This is a genomic window from Cupriavidus taiwanensis (assembly GCF_900250075.1).
Lineage (GTDB): Bacteria > Pseudomonadota > Gammaproteobacteria > Burkholderiales > Burkholderiaceae > Cupriavidus > Cupriavidus taiwanensis_C.
Genome location: NZ_LT977070.1, coordinates 492,510 through 515,058, shown reverse-complemented (window position 1 = coordinate 515,058; position 22,549 = coordinate 492,510). Strand labels below are relative to the sequence as shown.

General features: G+C 67.4%; 23 protein-coding genes and 1 riboswitch. Of the genes, 4 read left to right on the top strand and 19 right to left on the bottom strand.

The genetic code is table 11. The features are described from left to right. Positions 1–15: 15 nt before the first annotated feature. On the top strand, positions 16–1,227 hold the full coding sequence (locus CBM2588_RS02395) for a class I SAM-dependent methyltransferase (protein WP_115679200.1): 1,212 nt from the start codon (positions 16–18) through the stop codon (positions 1,225–1,227). Between the two features lie 16 nt (positions 1,228–1,243). Then, positions 1,244–1,438 carry a DUF2905 domain-containing protein gene (locus CBM2588_RS02390; RefSeq protein ID WP_012351539.1) on the top strand — a complete coding sequence of 65 codons (195 nt, stop codon included), beginning with the start codon at positions 1,244–1,246 and terminating at the stop codon, positions 1,436–1,438. A gap of 27 nt (positions 1,439–1,465) precedes the next feature. Here CBM2588_RS02390 and CBM2588_RS02385 read toward each other — a convergent pair whose 3' ends face one another. The 4 genes from CBM2588_RS02385 to CBM2588_RS02370 all read right to left on the bottom strand — a co-directional run bounded on the left by CBM2588_RS02385 (position 1,466) and on the right by CBM2588_RS02370 (position 6,760). Continuing rightward, positions 1,466–2,716, bottom strand: coding sequence for a multifunctional CCA addition/repair protein (locus CBM2588_RS02385; protein ID WP_115679199.1), 1,251 nt, complete (start codon positions 2,714–2,716; stop codon positions 1,466–1,468). Positions 2,717–2,778: 62 nt separating this feature from the next. Further along, complete coding sequence (locus CBM2588_RS02380; RefSeq protein ID WP_115679198.1) at positions 2,779–3,477, bottom strand: glutathione S-transferase family protein; 699 nt, start codon at positions 3,475–3,477, stop codon at positions 2,779–2,781. 174 nt (positions 3,478–3,651) lie between these two features. Then, the gene (locus tag CBM2588_RS02375) at positions 3,652–4,674 is read right to left on the bottom strand and encodes a complex I NDUFA9 subunit family protein (protein ID WP_115679197.1); all 1,023 of its coding nucleotides are present in this window, start codon (positions 4,672–4,674) and stop codon (positions 3,652–3,654) included. A 133-nt stretch (positions 4,675–4,807) separates the two neighbouring features. Continuing rightward, positions 4,808–6,760 (bottom strand): lytic transglycosylase domain-containing protein, encoded by a 1,953-nt coding sequence (locus CBM2588_RS02370; protein WP_115679196.1) that lies wholly within the window; start codon positions 6,758–6,760, stop codon positions 4,808–4,810. Between the two features lie 103 nt (positions 6,761–6,863). Between CBM2588_RS02370 and CBM2588_RS02365 the strand changes: the two genes are divergently transcribed. Next, entirely contained in the window at positions 6,864–7,442 is a 579-nt protein-coding gene (locus CBM2588_RS02365; RefSeq protein WP_115679195.1) for a 5-formyltetrahydrofolate cyclo-ligase, read from the top strand. Here CBM2588_RS02365 and CBM2588_RS02360 read toward each other — a convergent pair. From CBM2588_RS02360 to ltrA, 6 genes are all read right to left on the bottom strand, one after another. Next, positions 7,439–8,197 (bottom strand): Mut7-C RNAse domain-containing protein, encoded by a 759-nt coding sequence (locus tag CBM2588_RS02360; protein WP_115679194.1) that lies wholly within the window; start codon positions 8,195–8,197, stop codon positions 7,439–7,441. The two genes, CBM2588_RS02365 and CBM2588_RS02360, sit on opposite strands and share 4 nt — an antisense overlap. Positions 8,198–8,293: 96 nt before the next feature. Beyond that, positions 8,294–8,653 (bottom strand): TfoX/Sxy family protein, encoded by a 360-nt coding sequence (locus CBM2588_RS02355; RefSeq protein ID WP_115679193.1) that lies wholly within the window; start codon positions 8,651–8,653, stop codon positions 8,294–8,296. Between the two features lie 8 nt (positions 8,654–8,661). Next, the gene (metF, locus tag CBM2588_RS02350) at positions 8,662–9,492 is read right to left on the bottom strand and encodes a methylenetetrahydrofolate reductase [NAD(P)H] (RefSeq protein ID WP_092317739.1); all 831 of its coding nucleotides are present in this window, start codon (positions 9,490–9,492) and stop codon (positions 8,662–8,664) included. Positions 9,493–9,531: 39 nt separating this feature from the next. Continuing rightward, positions 9,532–9,882 carry a phage holin family protein gene (locus CBM2588_RS02345; RefSeq protein ID WP_092317742.1) on the bottom strand — a complete coding sequence of 117 codons (351 nt, stop codon included), beginning with the start codon at positions 9,880–9,882 and terminating at the stop codon, positions 9,532–9,534. An 82-nt stretch (positions 9,883–9,964) separates the two neighbouring features. Beyond that, on the bottom strand, positions 9,965–11,383 hold the full coding sequence (gene ahcY, locus CBM2588_RS02340) for an adenosylhomocysteinase (RefSeq protein ID WP_115679192.1): 1,419 nt from the start codon (positions 11,381–11,383) through the stop codon (positions 9,965–9,967). Positions 11,384–11,503: 120 nt separating this feature from the next. Continuing rightward, positions 11,504–11,618, bottom strand: a riboswitch (S-adenosyl-L-homocysteine riboswitch). Between the two features lie 69 nt (positions 11,619–11,687). Next, the gene (ltrA, locus tag CBM2588_RS02335) at positions 11,688–13,412 is read right to left on the bottom strand and encodes a group II intron reverse transcriptase/maturase (protein WP_115679191.1); all 1,725 of its coding nucleotides are present in this window, start codon (positions 13,410–13,412) and stop codon (positions 11,688–11,690) included. Between the two features lie 1,190 nt (positions 13,413–14,602). Here ltrA and thiD point away from each other — a divergent pair. Further along, on the top strand, positions 14,603–15,439 hold the full coding sequence (gene thiD, locus CBM2588_RS02330) for a bifunctional hydroxymethylpyrimidine kinase/phosphomethylpyrimidine kinase (RefSeq protein WP_172583547.1): 837 nt from the start codon (positions 14,603–14,605) through the stop codon (positions 15,437–15,439). Positions 15,440–15,458: 19 nt separating this feature from the next. Here thiD and CBM2588_RS02325 read toward each other — a convergent pair whose 3' ends face one another. The 9 genes from CBM2588_RS02325 to thiC all read right to left on the bottom strand — a co-directional run bounded on the left by CBM2588_RS02325 (position 15,459) and on the right by thiC (position 22,470). Then, on the bottom strand, positions 15,459–15,908 hold the full coding sequence (locus CBM2588_RS02325; protein ID WP_115679189.1) for a PaaI family thioesterase: 450 nt from the start codon (positions 15,906–15,908) through the stop codon (positions 15,459–15,461). A gap of 101 nt (positions 15,909–16,009) precedes the next feature. Continuing rightward, a complete protein-coding gene (locus tag CBM2588_RS02320) occupies positions 16,010–16,279 on the bottom strand; it encodes a type II toxin-antitoxin system RelE family toxin (RefSeq protein ID WP_115679188.1) in 270 nt (89 codons plus the stop codon). Next, positions 16,263–16,487 carry a type II toxin-antitoxin system RelB family antitoxin gene (gene relB / locus CBM2588_RS02315; protein ID WP_115679187.1) on the bottom strand — a complete coding sequence of 75 codons (225 nt, stop codon included), beginning with the start codon at positions 16,485–16,487 and terminating at the stop codon, positions 16,263–16,265. The genes CBM2588_RS02320 and relB overlap by 17 nt, the downstream gene beginning before the upstream one ends. 52 nt (positions 16,488–16,539) lie before the next feature. Continuing rightward, complete coding sequence (locus tag CBM2588_RS02310) at positions 16,540–17,058, bottom strand: GNAT family N-acetyltransferase (RefSeq protein WP_115679186.1); 519 nt, start codon at positions 17,056–17,058, stop codon at positions 16,540–16,542. Positions 17,059–17,065: 7 nt separating this feature from the next. Next, the gene (locus tag CBM2588_RS02305) at positions 17,066–18,199 is read right to left on the bottom strand and encodes a thiamine phosphate synthase (protein WP_115679185.1); all 1,134 of its coding nucleotides are present in this window, start codon (positions 18,197–18,199) and stop codon (positions 17,066–17,068) included. Continuing rightward, positions 18,196–19,029: a thiazole synthase gene (locus CBM2588_RS02300; RefSeq protein ID WP_115679184.1), complete on the bottom strand. Its 834-nt coding sequence runs from the start codon at positions 19,027–19,029 to the stop codon at positions 18,196–18,198. Before CBM2588_RS02300 ends, CBM2588_RS02305 begins: the two co-directional genes overlap by 4 nt. A gap of 3 nt (positions 19,030–19,032) precedes the next feature. After that, entirely contained in the window at positions 19,033–19,230 is a 198-nt protein-coding gene (gene thiS / locus CBM2588_RS02295; RefSeq protein ID WP_012351522.1) for a sulfur carrier protein ThiS, read from the bottom strand. Positions 19,231–19,242: 12 nt separating this feature from the next. Then, positions 19,243–20,433, bottom strand: a complete 1,191-nt coding sequence (locus tag CBM2588_RS02290; RefSeq protein WP_115679183.1) for an FAD-dependent oxidoreductase — start codon at positions 20,431–20,433, stop codon at positions 19,243–19,245. Between the two features lie 156 nt (positions 20,434–20,589). Then, on the bottom strand, positions 20,590–22,470 hold the full coding sequence (thiC, locus tag CBM2588_RS02285; protein WP_115679182.1) for a phosphomethylpyrimidine synthase ThiC: 1,881 nt from the start codon (positions 22,468–22,470) through the stop codon (positions 20,590–20,592). Positions 22,471–22,549: the final 79 nt, after the last annotated feature.

The window sequence follows — 22,549 nt, the reverse complement described above, 5'->3', positions numbered from 1 at the left end:
TGCTACAATCGCAGGATGCAGAAAGCCGCTAGTTTACCCCTTCCCCCCGCCGACGCGCAGGCCGCCTCCGATACCCTTACGGCCCGTATCGGCGAATCGATCGATGCAGCCGGCGGCTGGATCGGCTTTGACCGCTACATGGCGCTGGCGCTGTACGCGCCCGGCCTGGGCTATTACAGCGGCGGCTCGGCCAAGTTCGGCCGCGATGCCCGCGACGGCAGCGACTTCATCACCGCCCCGGAACTGAGCCCCTTCTTTGCCCGCACGCTGGCACGCCAGTTCGCGCCGTTGCTGGCCCAGGGGATGCCGCGCTTGCTGGAATTCGGCGCCGGCACCGGCCGGCTGGCGGCGGACCTGCTGCTGGGACTGGAACAGGAAGGCCAATTGCCCGACACCTACGCCATCGTCGAACTGTCGGGCGAGCTGCGCGCGCGCCAGCAGGAGACGCTGGCCCGGCGCGCGCCGCACCTGGCCGAGCGCGTCACCTGGCTCGATACCTTGCCTGCCGCTTTCGAAGGCGTGATCGTCGGCAATGAAGTGCTGGATGCGATGCCGGTGCAGCTGTATGCGCGCCGCGACGGCAGCTGGCATGAGCGCGGCGTGGTGCGTGCCGCGCCGCAGGCCGAAGGCGGCGCCCCCGCCTTCCGCTTCGAGGACCGCGCGCTGGCCGCCGCCGACGTGCCCGAGGCGCTGCGCGCCATCCCCGGCGACCACGACCTGGTCACCGAGACCCATGCCGAGGCCGAGGGCTTCACGCGCGCGGTCGGCGCCATGCTGGCGCGCGGCGCGGCCTTCTTCATCGACTACGGCTTCCCCGGCGGCGAGTACTACCACCCGCAGCGCGCCGGCGGCACGCTGATGTGCCACTACCGCCATCATGCGCACCCCGACCCGTTCCTGTACCCCGGCTTGCAGGACATCACCGCGCACGTCAACTTCAGCGGCATCGCGCACGCGGCGGTCGAGTCAGGGCTGACCGTGGCTGGCTTTGCCTCGCAGGCGCGCTTCCTGATGAACGCCGGCATCACCGAGCTGCTGATGACGCTGGACCCGTCCGACGCGCGCGCCTTCCTGCCGCAGGCCAATGCGGTGCAGAAGCTGCTGTCCGAGGCCGAGATGGGCGAACTGTTCAAGGTGATCGCGCTCACGCGCGGGCTCGACCGCGGACTGGAACACAGCGAGCCGCTGGCCGGCTTTGCCCGCGGCGACCGCAGCCACGCCCTGTAACGGCACCGGAGCCGCCATGCTGCGCTGGACCCTGACCATCTTCCTGAGCGTGATCATCCTGTCCGCGGCGCTGCCCTGGCTGCAGAAGGTGGGGCTGGGCCGGCTGCCCGGCGACGTGCGCTTCCGCGTGTTCGGGCGCGAGTTCGTGCTGCCGTTCGCGTCGACGATCCTGATTTCGCTGATTGCGCTGGTGATCGGCAAGCTGCTGTAGGGCCTGCGGCCGCCTGGCCGGGCCGGCTCAGGCGCCGTCCGGCTGCACCCCGAGCCGCTGCGCCACCGCCGCCACCCGTGCGGCATGGACCCGGTCCTTGATCTGCGCCACGTTGTCGGCGCAGGCACGCGCGATGGCGCCCGCATCGACGGACGCCGCGGCCTCGCGCGCCGCCAGCAGGCGCGCCGCCTGCGGGTATTCGCTGTGCTCGAAGCCCTTGCGCCCGCGCTTGTCCGCCTCGCAGGCCTGCAGCGCCTGGGCGAAGCGCGCGGGCTTGCGCAGCGCATCGCAGCGCTCCAGCAGCCGCACCACGGCGGCCGCACCAAGCTCCAGCGAGCGGTGGATGTTGCCGTGCTCGCGCGCCACCACCAGCGCCAGGTCGCGGCATTCATTCGGCACGCGCAGGCGCGCGCAGACCTGTTCCAGCAGCTTGACGCTGCGCAGCTCGTGGCCGATATGGCGCGGCAGCACGTCTTCGGGCGTGGTGCCCTTGCCCAGATCATGCACCAGCGCGGCAAAGCGCACCGGCAGCGGTGCATCGAGCGCGGCGGCGCAGTCGATCACCATCATCACGTGCACGCCGGTATCGACCTCGGGATGGAAGTCGGCGCGCTGCGGCACGCCCCACAACCGCTCCAGCTCGGGCAGCAGCCGCGCCAGCGCGCCACAGTCGCGCAGCACCTCGAACATGCGCGACGGCCGCGCCTCCATCAGCCCGCGCGCCAGCTCCTGCCATACGCGCTCGGGCACCAGCGCATCGACCTCGCCCGCGGCGACCATCTCGCGCATCAGGCGCATGGTCTCGGCGGCGACGTTGAAGTCGTGGAAGCGCGCGGCAAAGCGCGCCAGCCGCAGGATGCGCACCGGGTCTTCGGCAAAGGCGTCGGAGACATGGCGGAACAGCCGCGCGGCCAGGTCGCGCTGGCCGCCGTGCGGATCGATCACGGGCCCGGTCAGGTTGCCGTCGGCATCGACCGCGCGCGCCATCGCGTTGATGGTCAGGTCGCGCCGGACCAGGTCGTCCTCGAGCGTGACGTCGGGCTCGCAGTAGAAGGCAAAGCCCTTGTAGCCCATCGCGGTCTTGCGCTCGGTGCGGGCCAGCGCGTACTCCTCCTGGGTGCGCGGATGCAGGAACACCGGAAAATCCTTGCCCACCGGGCGATAGCCGGCGGCTTCCATTTCGGCCGGGGTCGCGCCGACGACCACGTAGTCGCGGTCCTGGCTGGGCTTGCCCAGCAGTTCGTCGCGGATCGCGCCGCCCACGGCATACACCTGCATGTTTTGGCCTTTTCATGCGCCGGCACGGGTCATCCGGTAGTGGCCCGGCGCCGGCGCTATTGCTAGTGGCTGACGATTATCGCATCGGCACGGTCCGGGGCCAGGCGGTACGGTTCGTCGTCGGCGAGGAAGTCGCGTTCCTCGCGCGCGCCGGCAATCCATTGCTGCATCGCCGGCAGCCCCAGCATGAAATCGGCATAGGCCTTGGCGTCTTCGCGGTCGTCCGGCAGGTGGATGCCGTAGGTGGCGAAGCGGCTCACCACCGGCGCATAGAACGCGTCGGCCACGGTGAAGGTGCCGAACAGGAACGGCCCGCGCGCGCCATGCTGCTTGCGCAGCCCGTCCCAGATCGCGGCGATGCGCTCGACCTCGCGCTGCACCGCCACGTTCCAGCCGCGCCCGGGCAGTACCGCGGTCACGTTCATCGGCAACTGGTTGCGCACGTTGGTGAAGCCGGAATGCATCTCGGCGCAGATCGCGCGCGCGACCGCGCGCTCGGCGGGGTCGTCCGGCCACAGCTGCTGGTCGGGGAAGCGCTCGGCCACGTATTCGGAGATCGCCAGCGAATCCCACACGGTGACATCGCCATCGACCAGCACCGGCACCTTGCCCGCGGGCGAGTAGCGGGCGATCTCGGCGGCGAAGCTGCCGGTGAACAGGCGCACCTGCACTTCCTCGAAATCAATGCCGGCCTGGCGCAGCAGCAGCCACGGGCGCAGCGACCAGGAGGAATAGTTCTTGTTGCCGATGACGAGCTTCATCGTGAGGTCCTTGGGGGAGGAAACGGAGGGAGAGACGGCACGGAGCGAGCCACGCAGCCCGCGGGACGGCGTGGCAGCCGCGCGCCGGACCAGTCATTTTGCCAGCGCGGCCGCCCGCGTCAAAGTGAATTGCGCTCGCAACCGATATGAAATCCGGTCACATAGGCCACTGCCTCAACGGTGCACGCTGGCGCGCATGTGGGTCAGCGCGGCATCGCGGTTGCGCCCGGACAGCGCGTCGGTCATCACGGCCTCCAGGTGTACCGGATGCAGGTTCAGCTCCGGCGCCATCGGGCGTGCCAGCACATTGTCGAGCTGCATCGAATCCAGGTTGTCGCGCGACAGCAGCGGTTCGCCCGGCATATGCTCCATGACCGCGGCCTGCACCCGCGCCAGCGCATCGGGCAGCGCGATCACCGGGCGCGGATGGCCCGAGGCGCGCCCGGCAAAGCGCACCAGTTCCTCCAGCGTATAGACCTGCGGCCCGCCCAGCTCATAACCATGGCCGATGGTGGCCGGATTCACCATGGCGTTCAGGTAGGCCTGCACCACGTCCTGCACGAACACCGGCTGGAAGCGCGCATGCGCGCACGCCAGCGGCACCACCGGCGCCAGCTGCTGCATGTGGGCGAACAGGTTGAGGAAATGGTCGTCGGGGCCGAACACCACCGAGGGCCGGAAGATGGTCCAGTCGAGCCCGCTGGCGCGCACGATGCGCTCGCCGTCGCCCTTGCTGCGCAGGTACATCGACGGTCCGTTGCTGTCCGCGCCGAGCGCGCTCATATGCAACAGCCGGCGCACGCCGGTGGACAGGCATGACGCCACGATCTGCCGCACCAGTTCCACATGCGCGCTGGCAAAGGCCTCGCCGTAGGGATCGGCACGCTCGCCGTGCAGCACGCCCACCAGGTTCACGACTATGCCGTCGACGCCAAGCGAGCCGATCGCATCGTCCAGCGCGGCATTGTCGGCCAGCCCGAGCTCGACCACCTCGACGCGCGGCAGCAGCAGCAGGTGCTGCGCATGCTCGACATTGCGCGTGCCGACCACGATGCGGTCCGGGGCAATGGGGGAATCGGGATTGGCGCCGGGTTCCAGCGGCGCGCCCGAGGCCGAGGCGGCGCCGGCCAGGCGCGAGACGAGATGGCTGCCGATGAAGCCGGCGCCACCGATGACGAGGACGTTGCTGGTCTGCATGTTGCCTCCGTGCCAGGAAAGAAGCACGCCGCGGCACCCGCGCCCAGCCCGGGCCTGCGGCGCTACGCCGGCAGGCCCGCCGTGCCAGTCCGACCCGCCCCATGCCGGGGCAGGCGGACCAGAACCAACGACTTCAGGGCAGGCTGGTGGTGGTCACCGGCGACGGCGCGACCGTGCCCAGGCGCGACTTCAGCGACTGCGGCCGGCCACTCATCAATGCAGCATAGTACGTAGCGTTGGAAAGCACATTCTTCACATAACCCCGCGTTTCATTGAACGGGATGGTCTCTGCAAAGATCGCGCCTTCCACCGGCCGCGCCAGCGTGCTGCGCCAGGCCTTGGGGCGGCCCGGGCCGGCGTTGTACGCGGCCGAGGCCAGCGTCCAGGAGCTGTCCAGGTCGGTCAGCACCATGTTCAGGTAGTTGGTGCCAAGCTGGATGTTGACGGTGGGGTCGGCCATCATCGACGGCGAAAAGTCGCTCATGCCGATCTTGCGCGCCACGTACTTTGCCGTCGCAGGCATCACCTGCATCAGGCCATGCGCCCCCGCCGACGAGCGCGCATTCATGATGAAGCGCGATTCCTGGCGGATCAGGCCGTAGACCCATGCCATGTCGAGGCCGACCTCGTCGGTGGCGCGCTGCATGATGTCGCGGTACGGCATCAGGAAGCGCAGCGCGAAGTCATGCTCGTTGCGGGTGCGGTCGGCCGAGTTGACGGTGCGGTCGAGCAGCTCCAGGCGGCGCGCATATTCGGCCGCGGCCAGCAGCTCGCGGTCGCTCATGTTGCGCAGCTCCCAGTTCCACTCGCGGTTGCCCTCGAAGCGCAGGTTCATGGCGTAGAACTTCTGCGCGCGCTGAAAACCGGGGCGCGCGCGCATTGCCATGGCCTCGGCGTCGCTGACGGTGGTGCGCGGCGGCAGCGTGATGCGGTTGCCCAGTTCCTCGCTGGCCAGCTGGCCGTAGAAGTTGAACTGCCCCGCAATCTGCTGGAAGTTCTGCTGGGCCTCGGTGTCGCGGCCGTCGGCCTTGAGCGCGCGGCCGTACCAGTAGATCCAGGCGGGGTCCTTGGCGCGCAGTTCCGGGCGCATCAGCTCGACCGCCTGGCGCACCTGCTTCCAGTCGCCCTGGCGCAGCGCGGCGCGCACGCGCCATTCCTGGGTATCGTCGGACAGCCACTGGTTGCCGCCCAGGTCCATCTGGCGGCGGTAATAGCCGGCCGCCTCGGGCAGCAGCTTCTTGGCCGCGAACTGGCCGATCACACCCCAGGCCGCACCCTGCTCGTCGCGCGACAGCGCGCCCTGGGCCGTGGCCAGGTAGGCCGCCGCCTGCGACGGGTCGGCGCGCGCCATCTTGACGATGGTGGCAAGGGTATCGCCATCCACGCGCGCGTCGGGCAACAGCGCTGCGATCTTGCCGGCCAGCGTGAGGTAGTTCTGCTCCAGCGCCAGGCGCGCCTGGAAGGCCACGTCGCTGCGCTGGATCTGCTGGCTCTGCACCAGATAGCCGATCAGGTCGACGCAGCCTTCGCCGTAGTACCTGGGGTCGCTCAGCACGTTGCGCGCATCGGCGGCGACGTTCTGGCCCTTGAGCGCACGCGACAGCAGCGCATAGCACTCGACCTGGGTATCGTCCTTGAGCGCGAACTGGGGGTATTCGACATCGAAATTGGCCCAGTCGCGCTTCTTGCCCAGCACCAGCAGCCAGTCATTGCGCATGCGGTCGGCAATCGCGTCGCCCTTGTAGCGCTGCAGGAACACGCGCACCTGGTCGTCCGGCGCATCGATGCGGGCCAGGCCGCTGGCGTCGAACAACTGCGGCTTGATGCGGAAGTACTCGACATAGGACGGCACCGGGTAATCGACCAGCGTGGCCGAGATCGCGTAGGCGCGTTCGACGTCGTTCTTGCGCGCGGCTTCGCGCAGCGCGGCGAAGGCCTCGTCGGGATCGCTGGGGATCACCGTCGAGGGCGCGCGCGTGACCGCCTGAGGGCGCTTCTGCGCGTGGACGGGCGTGACAAGCAATGCACATGCAAGCGCGATCCAGGCGGCCCGCCCTGCACGCTGCAGATATACTCCCTTCAGCATTCTTCTTCCTTGTCGATGACGGCGGCGCCCGCGCCTGCACCGTGTGCCGAAAACCGCGGCGCCGCCATCCGTGTTGGTTCGGACGAGGGCATTATCCCACGCCATGTCTTCCACTCCTGCGACTAGCTCCATCCCTGCCGACGACCGCCGCGCGCTGCGCGCGCAGTTGCTGGCACAGCGCGCGGACCTGCCCGCGCGCACCGTAGCCGATGCCCGCATCGCCGCCGCGCTGTCCGAACTGCTGGCGGGCCTGGCGGTGCGCTGCCTGGGCTTCTACTGGCCGATCCAGCAGGAGTTCGACGCGCGCGCCGCGGTGGCGCAGTGGCTCGCCGCCGTGCCCGGCCGCCATGCCGCGCTGCCCTCGGTCAGCCGTCCCGGCGCGCCGCTGGACTTCCACCTGTGGACACCGGATGCGCCCATGGCCACCGGCCACTACGGCATCCCGGTGCCCGACGGCACCGAGGCCGCGATGCCGGATGCGCTGCTCATTCCCTGTGTCGGTTTCAGCCCTGACAAGTTCCGCCTGGGCTACGGCGGCGGCTTCTACGACCGCACCCTGGCGGCGATGGCGCAGCGGCCGGTGGCCATCGGCATCGGCTACGACGCCTGCCGCATTGCGCTGCAGGCGCAGCCGCACGACATCGCCATGGACTGGATCGTGACGGAGTCAGGCGCGTTCTAGCCCGGATTGGTCCCGGCGCCCTGCACCAGCTCGTCGACCAGCGCGCGCATGCAGCGCCAGTGCGAGCCTTCCCAGAACACCCGCAGGCAGCGGTCGCAGGTGACGAAGCTGCGATGGCGTGCCAGCACGCCGTCCGGCACGCGTCCGGCCGCGCCGGCCGGATCCAGCGCGCGCAGCGGCGCATTGCAGTCCAGGCACAGCGAAAACGGCCGGGCACTGCGCGCCAGGTCCAGCCGCGCGAAGATCTCGCGCACCTGCTGGCGTGACTTGAGCGCGCGCACATAGCAGCCGTGCGTGATGCCGCGGCGCTTGAGCAGCTCGCGGTCGCGCGTCAGCACGATGCGGCCCTCGTCGACCGCGATGCGCTCGATCTCGCTGTCTTCGAAATGGTTGTCGTAGAGCGTGTCGAAGCCGGTCATGCGCAGCAGATGGGCCAGACCGCCCAGGTGGGCATCGGCGACGAAGCGCATCACCCGCAGCGGCTGCTCGCGTACCCGCAGCAGCGGCGACACGTCGATCCGTTCGAACTTGGGATAGACCGAGACCCGGTCGCCATCGCACAGCTGCCGCTCGAACCCGCAAGACTCGCCGTTGACCAGGATCAGCTCGACCTCGGTATGCGGCACGCCCAGCGCCTCGATCATATGCTTGACCGTGGCCGCGCGCGCGCACACGCACGGCAGGTCGCGCCGGCGCTGGTCCGGCGCAAGGAAGTCGTTCAGTTCCTCGTAGAAGCGGAAGGTGGCGGTGACCATGGAGGCGAGTATGGCACCGATCGCAGGCAGCGTGGGCGCACCAAATCCCCTGCAGCAGGCTCCCCTCGCCCGCTTGCGGGAGAGGGGGGCAAACACTCAGCCAGCATTCCCCAATCTCAATGCCGCCTCCACCGCCAGCTTCGCCCAGGGCGTCATCGCGCCAGGCGATTCCAGCGCCGCCGGCGGCAGGCTCAGGTAGTGGCGCATGGTGACCTCGCGCTTTGCCGACTGGTAGCGGAAGGGCTCGCTGCCCTCGGCCTCGAACTTGCCGCGCGTGGCGTCATCCGCCTTCAGGTAGCAGGTGCCGCCCGACACCAGCGCAAACATCAGCCCGTCATAGAACAGGCCATGGCCGCCAAACATGCGCTTGGCCGAGATGGGACCGATGCGCGCCGCCAGCGGCCCCATCAGCTCGAGCAGATGTTCGATGAAGGGATCGGGGCGGCGCGTGGCCATGGCAGGCGTTACAGCTTCAGCCGCTGCCAGATCGCCTTGGTGGCGCCGGCGGCATTGAGCGTGTAGAAGTGCAAACCCGGCACGCCCGCGGCGAGCAGGCGCTCGCATAGCGCGGTGACCACGTCCAGCCCGAAGGCGCGGATCGATTCGCGGTCGTCGCCGAAGCTCTCCAGCCGCTTGGCCACCCAGCGCGGCACTTCGGCACCGCACATCTCGGAGAAGCGCATCAGCTGCGAGTAGTTGGTGATCGGCATGATGCCCGGCACGATCGGCACCTCGACGCCCAGCGCGCGCACGTCGTCGACGAAGCGGAAGTACGCGTCGGCGTTGTAGAAGTACTGCGTGATCGCCGAGTCGGCACCGGCCCTGACCTTGCGCACGAAGTTGTCGAGGTCATGGCGCGGCGACTTCGCCTGCGGGTGGTACTCCGGGTACGCCGCGACTTCGATATTGAACCAGTCGCCGGTCTCGGCGCGGATGAACTCCACCAGCTCGTTGGCGTAGCGGAACTCGCCGATCTCGCCCATGCCCGACGGCATGTCGCCGCGCAGCGCGACGATATGGCGGATGCCGCCTTCGCGGTACTGCTGAAGGATCGCGCGGATGCTCTCGCGCGACGAGCCCACGCACGACAGGTGCGGCGCGGCCTCGATGCCTTCGCGCTGGATTTCCAGCACGGCGTCGAGCGTGCCCTGCTGCGTGGTGCCGCCGGCGCCGAACGTCACCGAGATGTATTTGGGCTTGAGCGGGGCCAGCTGCGCGCGCGTGTTGCGCAGCTTCTCGGTGCCCTCCGCCGTCTTGGGCGGGAAGAATTCAAAGCTGAAGTAGCGGTCTTGCATGATGGTGGCGCGCCGCGTTGGCGCGGCGCGCAAATGGGGTCAGTCGTCGCGGTTGCCCAGCAGCAGGCTGGCCAGCAGCCACGAGATCACGCTGTACAGGATGGAGCCCAGCAAGGCCGCCCAGAAGCCGCCGACGGTAAAGCCGGACAGCAGGTTGCCGACGAACAGAAACAGCAGCGCGTTGATGACGAAGATAAACAGCCCCAGCGTCAGCAGCGTGACCGGCAGCGTCAGGATCACCAGGAGCGGACGGATCAGCGTATTGACCAGGCCCAGCACCAGCGCCGCCAGCATCGCCGAGCCGAAGCTCTTGATGTGGATCGACGGGATGATGTACGGCAACACGAACAGCGCGACGGCGTTGATGATCCAGACGACCAGTAGTCTCATGACGGTTCCTTGGTTGGCTCAATGGCGATGTTCCTCCCCTCTCCCGCAAGCGGGAAAGGGGAGTCCTGCCTTCCTGCGCGAATCAATAACGGTAGTGATCCGCCTTGTACGGGCCTTCCTTCTTCACGCCGATGTAAGCGGCCTGCTGCTCGGTCAGCTCGGTCAGCTGCGCGTTCAGCTTGCGCAGCTGCAGGCGCGCTACCTTCTCGTCCAGGTGCTTGGGCAGCGTGTAGACGCCGACCGGGTACTTGCCGCTGTCGCGTTCCTGCCAGAGTTCGATCTGGGCGATGGTCTGGTTGGCGAACGAGCTGCTCATCACGTACGACGGGTGGCCGGTGGCGCAGCCCAGGTTCACCAGGCGGCCCTTGGCCAGGATGATCAGCTTCTTGCCGTCGGGGAACTTGACATGGTCGACCTGCGGCTTGATCTCGTCCCACTCGTACTTCTCGATCGACGCGATGTCGATCTCGTTGTCGAAGTGGCCGATATTGCAGACGATGGCCTGGTCCTTCATCCTGGCCATGTGCTCATGGGTGATGACGTGGTAGTTGCCGGTGCAGGTGACGAAGATGTCGCCATGCTCGGCGGCGTAGTCCATGGTGACCACGCGGTAGCCTTCCATCGCGGCCTGCAGCGCGCAGATCGGGTCGATCTCGGTGACCCACACCTGCGCCGACAGCGCGCGCAGCGCCTGCGCGCTGCCCTTGCCCACGTCGCCATAGCCGGCGACCACGGCGATCTTGCCGGCGATCATCACGTCGGTGGCGCGCTTGATGCCATCCACCAGCGACTCGCGGCAGCCGTACAGGTTGTCGAACTTGCTCTTGGTGACCGAGTCGTTGACGTTGATCGCCGGGAAGCGCAGCTCGCCCTTTTGCGCCATCTGGTACAGGCGGTGCACGCCGGTGGTGGTTTCCTCGGTCACGCCGCGGATGGCTGCCAGGTTGCGGCTGTACCAGCTCGGGTCCCGTGCCAGCTTTTCCTTGATCGCGGCGAACAGGTAGGTTTCTTCCTCGCTGCCCGGGTTGGCGATCACCGCAGCATCCTTCTCGGCGCGCGCGCCCAGGTGCAGCAGCAGCGTGGCGTCGCCGCCGTCGTCGAGGATCATGTTCGGGGTGCCACCGTCGGCCCAGTCGAAGATGCGGTGGGTGAAGTCCCAGTATTCCTTCAGCGATTCGCCCTTGAAGGCGAACACCGGCGTGCCGCCCGCGGCGATGGCGGCGGCGGCGTGGTCCTGCGTCGAGAAGATGTTGCACGAGGCCCAGCGCACGTCAGCGCCCAGCGCCTTGAGCGTCTCGATCAGCACGGCGGTCTGGATCGTCATGTGCAGCGAGCCGGCGATGCGCGCGCCCTTGAGCGGCTGCGCGGCGGCGAACTCATCGCGGATCGCCATCAGGCCGGGCATCTCGGTCTCGGCAATGGCGATTTCCTTGCGGCCCCAGCCGGCCAGGTTGATGTCGGCGACGAGGTAGTCTTGCTTCAGATCGGTCACGGCGTTCATGTTTCACTCCCGGTGAAGAGTGGCACGCAGTTGACGAGTACGGGGATCTGGCGGCCGGGCATGGCGCTCGGGCACATGCGAAGCACGCGGATAGGTCGACTCGCTTCCGTGCGGACCACGGATCAGCGAGCGCCGTTGAAGACAGTCCGAGCCTGGCGGATAGCTGGGGCGGCTGTGCCGCCGGCCGCGCGATGTGCTTCGCGGGCCTCCATCCGTTGCAACGCTCCTCGGGAGGGTAGGAGTGTACCATCGCTGGTGACACTCCCCCCTAAGAACCGTACGTGCGGGTTTCCCCGCATACGGCTCAAGCCTCAACAAAGTGATCGAATAAATCGAACACCGGCTTCACAACGGTTCTGCCGTGGTGGTGAACTTGAACATGGCAACCCGGATGCACCAGCACTCGATTTCCTAGAGCCTCGGAACCGCCAAGAACGCGCGGCACGATGTGGTGATCATCCCACCCCGTCTCTTTGGTCATTTTGCACTGACACAACGCACATAAACCCCGCTGGGACATATACAGCCTGATCCACTGCTTACGGTGTGACATGCTTTGCAGCATGCGCTCCTGTCGCAATTTCTCGCCATACATTTCCCAGACCGGATCAAAAGGATTGAATTCCCCCTTGACCTTCGCGTGCCTCCTGATCGGCGTACCCGCGAGCGGGTATAGCTCCAACCAGAAGGGATTGCCCTTCTTATCCACGGTTGTGGTACCAAACACCCAGTTCCGATTGCCGATGGTTACGAAATACCGCTTGCGTACCCAGTCAGCGTTCTTACCTCGATGTCGCCGCTTTGCCCACCTCCACAGAGCCTGAAAAACCATGCGCTCCATTCTGGTGAACATTGCCTTCGCTACCACTGGACTGTGATATTGCGCCCAGCCCCTTAGCATCGGATTCAGCAGTCGGATCAGATCTTCTTGCTTTCTTCCCTTCTTGGCACTGATGACTCCTTTGACCTTGCGGTAGAACGCTTGCGCGTTTTTCTTGCTCGGCTTGATGAGCAGTTTCCCCGAGTACTTCCGGAAATTCCACCCAAGGAAGTCAAAGCCTTCGGCGATATTGACGATCCGCGTTTTCTCCGTTGATAGTGTCAGCCCCCTGACAGCGAGGAACTGCTCCACCCACGGCTTCACTTCGCATTCTAAGACCTCCGGTGTGTTACCGGTGATCACGAAGTCGTCCGCATAACGCACAACATTTACCTTATGCCTTCGCAGGTTGTGGGCCCCTAACTTCGCCTTGAGGGCGGTGGTCAGTTGCTGTTCCAACCCGTTCAGCGCCACATTTGCCAGAGTCGGGGAAATGATGCCCCCCTGAGGTGTTCCGGCGTCGGTCGCCTGAAACTGGCCTTGAAATACCACGCCAGCTTTCAGCCATTTCCTAAGGATGGCTTTGTCCATTGGGACATTGCGCTCCAACCAGTCGTGACTGATATGGTCAAAGCACCCCTTGATATCCGCCTCCAGCACCCATTGGGCCGAAACCTTCTGGGATAGGGAGGCGAATAGCTGGCTCATGGCATCCGCAGTAGAACGATTGATCCGAAACCCATACGAGTTCGGATCGCTCGTTCCTTCGGACACCGGTTCCAGCGCCAGCAGATACAACGCTTGCATGGCTCGGTCCAACATGGTCGGAATGCCCAGGGGGCGCTTCTTACCGTTGGCTTTGGGAATGTAGACCCTCCTTAATGGCAGTGGCCTGTACCCCCGGCGCTTCAACTGCCCGATGGCTTCCCACCGGACTTCAGGCGTTTCCCACGTTACGCGATCGACTCCCGCCGTCCGCGCACCTTGGTTCATCGTCACTCGCCGTACCGCCGATGCCTTGGCGGAGAACGAGCGGGTCAAGGATCTTTGCAGGGCTTTCACCCGACGCCAATCCTCTTCCTGTGTTGCCTTCGCAATTCGAATCTGCATTACTCGAACGTTCCGCTCTATGCGGCGCCAATCGATGTCGCCCCACTTCTGCGGTACGCCGGAAGGCGCAGATTCATCCTCGCGGATCAATGCTTCCATGCTGCCCTCCTATCTTGAGGATCCTCCCCAACATCGAGAGACAACATGCCCCTTGCGGGACAAGTTGTCCCACAAGGGAAGAAAAGTTTAAACAAGCGAGTTCAGTCAGTCGTCTTGCGACGAGTAGACCAGTTGGAAGTCTGCCCGCTTTCGCGTGGGATGATGTTTCAATCCCTATCCGGATCATTACAACCCGGCATTCGCTTTTTCCAACCTCCCATACCCGCACAGCCGACAGCGTTCCTTGCGGTTCGCCTGCCTGAGTCAAACTGCACTCGGGCAGCCATACGGGCTTACCACGTTCCCCACGCGTTACACGACTGGGTTAGGGCCCGCCTCTTCGCCGGTGGCTTAACGACGACGTACTCCGACCACTCAGCGGAGTATCCAGCCACGTACCTTTTGGTGAGTGCCTATCATCAGCTTTGGCACCGTAATACTCACGACGTTTATCAGCAGTTCACATGTGTTGCCCATGCCAGCCAGCCTAGCTCCTCAACCGATGCTGCTTCGGTTTGCTGCCTACGGACCTCACGATCCATTGGCACCCTTACGGGGGCTACATTGTCAGGGAAGCTTCACACCCCACCGTTACCAGTGACGCATGTCCCCCTAGGCTACCGCTAGTCGCATAGCGGGTTCTCTATCAAGGCGCCCTCGCGGACGTGCTCGACCGAACCATAACGCGTAGAGCTTACGCTCCGGGCCTCAGTCCTTACTTATGTGCTCCCGTACGGGCGAGCGCTTACCGACGTGCGAGCGCAATGGCTGCAGTCGGTCCAAGACGCGATGCCGACCCGATGGGTCGGTTTAAATCGTGTGGCAGTTATGCAACAGAGACGAGCGCAGACACCTTCCCGCTGGGAAAGTGTCAAGGCGAATTCGCCCAAAGGCGAGCGTCCCCGCCTTGGGCGATGGCTGGCTGTTGACCAGCAAAAGCAAGCTACAATCCCTACCGAAAATCCGGCAGGCATTGCACCGATTGACTTACCTCACCTTGCGGCTCGGCGTGTCTAAGCAAGAAATGGTTGGGATTGGCCGGTGTCAGCCGAGGCCGCCACCTTGTCCCAACATAGGTCGATGCTCCTTACGTTGGAGCTACCCGGACACGAGAGTGCGTGTCGCACGAGTGGCGGTATTGTAGCGTGCCCGGAGGCCTTGCGCACCGGCCCTCCTTGATTTCCGCACAGATGATCCCAACGCCACCCCGTACCCTGACCATCGCCGGCTCCGACTCCGGCGGCGGCGCCGGCATCCAGGCCGACCTGAAGACCTTTTCCGCGCTGGGGTGCTTCGGCATGAGCGCGATCACCGCGATCACCGCGCAGAACACGCTGGGCGTGACCGGCGTGCATGCGATCCCGGCCGACATGGTGGCCGCGCAGATCGACGCGGTGGCCGTCGATATCGGTGTGGACGCGGCCAAGACCGGCATGCTGGGCACCGCCGCCATCGTCGAGGCCGTGGCCGCGGCGGCGGACCGGCATGGCATCGGCAAGCTGGTGGTGGACCCGGTGATGATCTCGACCTCGGGCGCAACGCTGTCGGATGACGCCACCACGCAGGCCATGGTGCGGCTGCTGTTCCCGCGCGCGCTGCTGGTCACGCCCAACCTGCCCGAGGCCTCATACCTGCTGGGCCGCAGGATCGCGCGCCGCGCCGACATGGAACAGGCCGCCGCCGACCTGATCGCAATGGGCTGCCCGGCCGTGCTGCTCAAGGGCGGCCACCTGGAAGACGATGGCGCGGCGGGCCTCGCCGGCGGGCTGGACGACATGCTGATGCTGAAGGACGGCACGGTGCGCGTGTTCACGCACCCGCGCGTCGAGACCCGCAACCTGCACGGCACCGGCTGCACGCTGGCGGCGGCGATCGCCTCGCAGCTGGCGCGCGGCGATGCGCTGGAAGCGGCCGTCGGCGCCGCGCTGGACTATGTGGCGCAGGCCATCGCGGCCGGCGCAGGCTTGCGGCTGGGCGGCGGCAACGGCCCGCTGAATCACGCCTTTGCGCCGCGCCCACTGGGCTGAGCGGCGGCTCAGGCAGCGCTCAGTTGCCGCCGCTGGACAACGGCACCAGCTTGAACGCGGCGCGCGCCACGCACACGACGTTGCCGTCGGCATCCTTCACTTCCCCTTCGCAGAACGCAATGCGCGCGCCGCGGCGCAGGCAGCGCGCTTCCAGCGTCAGCTCGCCGCGCGCGGCGGCCAGGAAATGGGTCGACATGTCGATGGTGATCACGCCGGTTTCCGTCGGCGCATGCGAGCGCGCGGCGCCGCTCAGGGTGAAATCCAGCGTCGCCATCAGCGTGCCGCCGTGCACGTCGCCGCGGCTGTTCACCAGCTGCGGGTGCGCCGGCAGGCGCGTGCGGCAGTAGCCCTCTTCGATCAGCTCCGGCTGCAGGCCGAAATACCGCATCAGCGGCACGTCAATGCCGAAATAGGGCTTTTCAGGCGTGCCGGGAGCGGCGGGGATGATTTCAGGGGGCTGGGCGGACATGGTCGGACGCGGGGTGATTGGCGGGGAATGCTGCCCGACATCATAGCGGCGGGCTGCCGCCCGGTTTTGGCGGTTGCGCGAATGTCGCACAAATCCTGACGCTAGCGATACACGTCTCTGCGATTCCCCAGGCGTAGCACCACAACCGTGATACGGGCGTCTTCGATCTGGCAAATCAAGCGCCAGTCGCCCACCCGGTATTTCCAGTATTCGCCCAGCTCGCTGCCCTTCAGGGCTTCGCCAAGCGAGCGGGAGTCGACGGATGCCGCGACGCGCTCGCGCAAGAACGTGACAATCCGCCTGGCGACCGGCCGGTCCAGTTTGGCGAGTTGTTTCTCTGCCGTTTGCGTGATTTCAATCCGCCAGGCCAAGCCGGGCCTCCAGTTCATCCAGCGTTACCGTGGATTCCTCGCCGGCGCGAACGCGCGCGGCAACCTTGTCTGCCAGGTACAGGTCTTCAAGGTCGTCCAGGTGCTGCATGATGGCTTCACGCGCATAAAACGTCTTGGTGCGGCCGGTGCGCTTGGCAAGGGCCTCCAGGCGCTCTTCGATGTCTTCAGGTAGTCGGATGGCGAGCATGGCAGCCCCCAAAGTGATTGCTATACAAGTATAGCTCCGATGAATCACGCCGTCAGAATACCTGTCGCATCGCCACGCGCTGCCGCAACCCCGCCGCTCGCTGCGCCGCCAGCGCATCGGCCAGCAGGGGACATAGCTCGTCCTCGCGCAATAGCCGGAAGCCGAGCGAGGCATAGAACGGCGCATTCCAGGGCAAATGCGCGAACGTGGTCAGGTTGAGCGAGCGCAACCCGCCCGCACGCGCCCATCCCTGCACCGCCTCAACCAACGCCCGCCCGATGCCGCGGCGGCCATGGTCGGGATGAACGTCCATTTCATCGAGATAGGCGCATTCGCCGTTGCGGCTGGCCAGCGCGAAGCCAGCCAGTTCGCCGTGGCGCTCGGCCACCCACAGTCGCGAATCGCGCTGCGCGGCGATCAGCGCCGAATCGGGCGTGGTGACCAGGCGCAGCAGCGCCGGCAGGTCGGCATCGGGGAACAGTGCCGCCGCGGCCAGCTCGATCCCGGGCAGCCGCGGCAGGTCGCCGGCCACCGCGAGGCGGATGCGCGGGGCCGCGGCGGCTCGCGCCACGGCGCGCTCAGCCGGCCGGGAACAGGCTGACGAGGCGGGCCACCGCGGCCGGCACGTCGTCGGCCTCGGTGACCGCGCGCACCACGGCGGCGCTGCCGACGCCGACGGCCAGCACCTCGCGCATATTCGACGCGTTGACGCCGCCGATGCCGACCAGCGACGGGATCACCGGCTGCATCAGCTTCGCATACGCACGGAAGCGGCCCATGCCTTGCGGCTGGGTCGGCATCACCTTGGTGGTGGTCGGGAAGATCGCGCCCAGCGCCAGGTAGCTGGGGCGGATCGCGGCCACGCGCAGCATCTCGGCGTAACCGTGCGTGGACACGCCCAGCCGCAAGCCGGACGCACGAATCGCGTCGAGGTCGGCGTCGTCGAGATCTTCCTGGCCGAGGTGGATGCCGTAGATGCCGCTGTGCGCGCCGTTGGCGGCGTGGTAGTCGAGCGCCGCTTGCCAGTGGTCGTTGATGAACAGGCGCGACGACGAGCCCTGCATGGCCCTGGCCGCGCGCGCGATCTCGGCGCGCACCGCGGCGGCGTCGCCGGACTTGAAGCGCAGCTGCAGCGTGGGTACGTTCAGCGGCGCCAGGCGCTCGATCCATTCGGCATCCGGCACCACCACGTACAGGCCCAGCGCGGGGCACGAAGCGAACGGCGCCACGGTCTGCTCGGGCGCCACCAGCGCGGCGTGGCGCACGTGCGGGAAGCGCGCGAAATCGGATGGCCAGTCGGCCGAGCCCGGCGCCCAGGCGCGCGCCAGGCACAGCGCATCGTGGGCCGGGAAATGCAGCGACAGGCAGGCCAGCAGCACCGCGACGAAGGCCGGCGAATGCGGCTGGTCGGTATCCGCGGCGACCGAGAACACCCAGGTGCCCATCGGCGAGCGCACGGTGTCGATCCACTGGCCGCCTTCGCGGTCGGTCTCGACCAGCGTGGCGCCGGCGGCGGCAACGCGCGCGATGGTGTCGGCATCGGCTTCGCCGTCGGACAGCAGCACGTCGTGGGCACCGGGCTGCGCCGGCGCGTCTTGCAGGCGCCAGGCCTGCCACGGCTTGTCGTCGACGCCGAAGGTATCGCCATAGTGTTCCAGCACCGCCTGGCGCAGCGGGCCGTCGCTGGGGGCGTGCACGGGGCGGCGGGTCATGCGCGCTGCTCCGTGTCGGCGTGCCAGAACGGCATGCCGACCACCGGGGTGCTGGCCTGCGCGACTTCGCGCTCGGGCATCGGCCCGGCCAGGTAGGCGGTGCGGCCCGCGGCCACGGCCTGCGCGAAGGCGCGCGCCATGTCGACCGGATAGGCAGCCTGCGCCACCGCGGTATTGAGCAGCACGCCGTCATAGCCCCACTCCAGCACCTGCGCCGCGTGCGACGGCAGGCCCAGGCCGGCATCGACGATCAGCGGCGTATCGGGCAGGCGCTCGCGCAGCACGCGCATCGCGTGCGGGTTGACCGCGCCGCGGCCGGTGCCGATCGGCGCGGCCCACGGCATCAGCGCCTGGCAGCCGACGTCGAGCAGGCGGCGGCACAGCACCAGGTCCTCGGTGCAGTACGGCAGCACCTTGAAGCCCTCCTTGATCAGCGTATCCGCCACGGCCGGCAGATTGAGCGTATCGGGCTGCAGGGTGTAGTCGTCGCCGATCAGCTCGAGCTTGATCCACGGCGTCTCGAACACCTCGCGCGCCATCATCGCGGTGGTGATGACTTCCTGCGCGGTGAAGCAGCCGGCGGTGTTGGGCAGCACCGGCACGTTCAGCGCCTTGAGCATCTGCCAGAACGCCTGGCCGCCCTCGCCATCGCCCACCGCGCCCTGGCGGCGCAGCGCGACCGTGATCATGGCCGGGGTCGACGCCTGCACGGCCGCTTCCAGCGTGGCCGGCGACGGATAGCGCGCGGTGCCCAGCAGCAGGCGCGAGCCGAACGACTCGCCGTACAGCACGAACGGGTCGCGCAGGGTTGCGGAAGGTTCGAAGGTCATGGGTCAGCCTCCCGTCACGGGTTGCACGAGGTCGATGCGGTCGCCGGCCGCAAGAGGGGTGTTGGCGTGCGCGGCGCGCGGCACGAACTGGCCGTTGACCGCCGCGGCAAAGGGGGGCGCGATCTGCGCCGCGCTCACCGCGTCCGCCAGCGTGGCGGATTCGGCAAGGGCGAGCGGTCGGCCGTTGAGCAGGATATCCATGTCAGTCTTGCATTAATGCAGCGTGCCGGAGCGCGCGCCTATGGTGGGCGCGGGCGCTTCGGTCACCGCCTCGATCATACCGGGCCAGCGCAGCGCGGCAGGCACGGCATGCGCGGCGGGATCGCCCTTGAGCAGCGCGCCCACCACCGCGCACGCCGCCTCGGTCACCGCCGGGGCGATCAGGAAGCCGTGGCGGTACAGGCCGTTCACGCGCACCACGCGCGCGCGCTGGTCGACGCGGATCGCCGGCAGGTGGTCGGGCCGCGTGGGGCGGCGCTGCACGTTCAGTTCCAGCACGCGCGCCTCGCCGAAGGCCGGATGCAGCGAATGCGCCGCCGACAGCAGCTCCAGCGCGGAACGCACGCTCATCGGCGAATCGTCCTCGCTTTCCAGCTCGGTCGCGCCGATCACATACAGGTCGTTGGGCTTGGGCGCGATATAGATCGGATAGCGCGGATGCAACAGGCGCACCGGGCGGTGCAGCTTGACGTCGGGCGCATGCACGCGCACCACTTCGCCGCGCAGCCCACGCAGTCCGGGCTGGCTGCCGCCCGGCTGCGCCGGCCACGCGCTGCGTGCGCCCAGGCCGCGGCAGTCCAGCACCACGTCGGCGTGGATGCCGAGCTGCGACAGCGAGCCGGCATCGACCTCGCCCGCCTCCCAGACGCAATGCACGCCTTCGCTGACCGCGCACGACAGCAGCGCGCGCAGCGCGCCGCGGTTGTCGAGCTGGCCTTCTCCGGCCAGCAGCAGCCCTTGCGGAAAGCGGCCCGCCAGCGCCGGCTCGACCTCGCCCACGCCCTTGCCGTCGAGCGCGCGCAGCCGTTGCGCCACCAGCTCCGGCGGCGCCACCGCGCGCATGCGGCTGGTGAACAGCGACATCTCGGCGCGGTCGCGCGCATGCCAGACCACCAGCGTGCCGTCTTCCTGGAAGAAGACCGGCTCCGGCAACTCGGCCAGCCAGGCGCGCCACAGGTCGACGCTGGCGATGCCGAGGTCGACGATGCGGCGCTCGGCGATGGCCGACTCGGCCAGCGGCGCCAGCATGGCCGCGGCCACGTAGGCGGCCGAGCCCGCGCCGTCCGGGCCGGCCCGCTCCACCAGCGCCACGCGGGCGCCGCTGCGGACCAGCAACCAGGCGGCCAGGCGACCGGCAAGGCCGGCCCCGAGGATGGCGACGTCAAACGACTGCACTGCTGTCATGAGGGTGTTGTGCCGGGCGCGCCATGCGGCCGCGTCCGGCCTCCTTGTTATCGGTGCCGCCGCGCGGGGCGCTGCGCGGCGGCGGATCTTGCGCGGGCATGGCTTGCGAGGCCATGCCCGTCCTGCCGCAACTTCGGCAGATTTTCAGCTACTGCCTTACGAGTAGATCTTGCTGCCCTTCTTGAGGAACTCGATCGACTTTTCTTCCATGCCCTGCTGCGCTTCCTTGGGCAGCGATGCGGCGTAGTCGCGAACTTCCTGCGTGATCTTCATCGAGCAGAACTTCGGCCCGCACATCGAGCAGAAGTGGGCGATCTTGGCGCCTTCGGCCGGCAGCGTGGCATCGTGGTACGAACGCGCGCGTTCCGGGTCCAGGCCGAGGTTGAACTGGTCTTCCCAGCGGAACTCGAAGCGTGCCTTGGACAGCGCGTTGTCGCGCAGCTGCGCGCCCGGCCAGCCCTTGGCAAGGTCCGCGGCGTGGGCAGCGATCTTGTAGGTGATGATGCCTTCGCGCACGTCTTCCTTGTCCGGCAGGCCCAGGTGCTCCTTGGGCGTGACGTAGCACAGCATGGCCGTGCCCATCCAGCCGATATTGGCCGCACCGATGCCGCTCGTGATGTGGTCGTAGCCGGGGGCGATGTCGGTCACCAGCGGTCCCAGGGTGTAGAACGGCGCCTCGTAGCAATGCTTGAGTTCTTCGTCCATGTTGGCCTGGATGCGCTGCAGCGGCACGTGGCCCGGGCCTTCGATCATCACCTGCACGTCGTGCTTCCACGCCTTGGCGGTGAGCTCGCCCAGCGTGCGCAGCTCGCCGAACTGGGCCTCGTCGTTGGAGTCGGCGATGCAGCCCGGACGCAGGCCGTCGCCGAGGCTGAACGACACGTCGTAGGCCTTCATGATCTCGCAGATCTCGTCGAAGTGCGTGTACAGGAAGTTCTCCTTGTGATGCGCCAGGCACCACTTGGCCATGATCGAGCCACCGCGCGAGACGATGCCGGTGACGCGGTCGGCGGTCAGCGGCACGTAGCGCAGCAGCACGCCGGCGTGGATGGTGAAGTAGTCCACGCCCTGCTCCGCCTGCTCGATCAGCGTGTCGCGGAACATCTCCCAGGTCAGGTCCTCGGCGATGCCGCCGGTCTTGTCCAGCGCCTGGTAGATCGGCACCGTGCCGATGGGCACCGGCGAGTTGCGCAGGATCCATTCACGGGTTTCATGGATGTGCTTGCCGGTCGACAGGTCCATGATGGTGTCGGCGCCCCAGCGGATCGACCACACCATCTTTTCCACTTCCTCTGCCAGCGACGAAGTCACGGCGGAATTGCCCAGGTTGCCGTTGATCTTGACGCGGAAATTGCGCCCGATCGCCATCGGCTCCAGCTCGGTGTGGTTGATGTTGGCGGGAATGATGGCGCGGCCCGAGGCGATCTCCTGGCGCACGAATTCCGGCGTGATATCTTCCGGACGCAGCGGCAGGCCGGCGCCCAGCGCGTTGCCGGGGTGCTGGCGCAGCAGCGCCTTGTATTCGGGCTTGTCGTACAGCGCCTGCAGGTTCAGCGACTCGCGCAGCGCCACATATTCCATCTCGGGCGTGATGATGCCCTTGCGCGCATAGTGCATCTGCGACACGTTGGCACCGGCCTTGGCGCGGCGCGGATTGGTCAGCTGGGCGAAGCGCAGGTGCGCGGTGGCCGGGTCGTTGGCACGGTCGCGGCCGTATTCCGACGACAGGCCGGGCAGCACTTCGGTGTCGCCGCGCTCGTCGATCCACTTGGCGCGCAGCGCAGGCAGGCCGGCCTTCAGGTCGATATGCACGTCCGGGTCGCTGTAGGGGCCCGAGGTGTCGTAGACCGGAATCGGCGGATTGGGCATTTCGCCCTTTTCCGTGCGCGTGGAGGTCTGCAGGATCGTGCGCAGCGGCACGCGGATATCCGGGCGGCTGCCGGTCAGGTAGGTCTTGCTCGAAGCGGGGTAGGCAAATTTCTGGTCGAGATCGCTTTCGAGCGATTCGAAGGATGCAGCGGGGGCAGTACGGGCCATGGGTGTCGTCCTCTCTCTCTTGCGGGGTGGACGAAACCAGGAGCCCTGTGAGCGCCGCCTGGCTTGTGGCCGAGGTGGC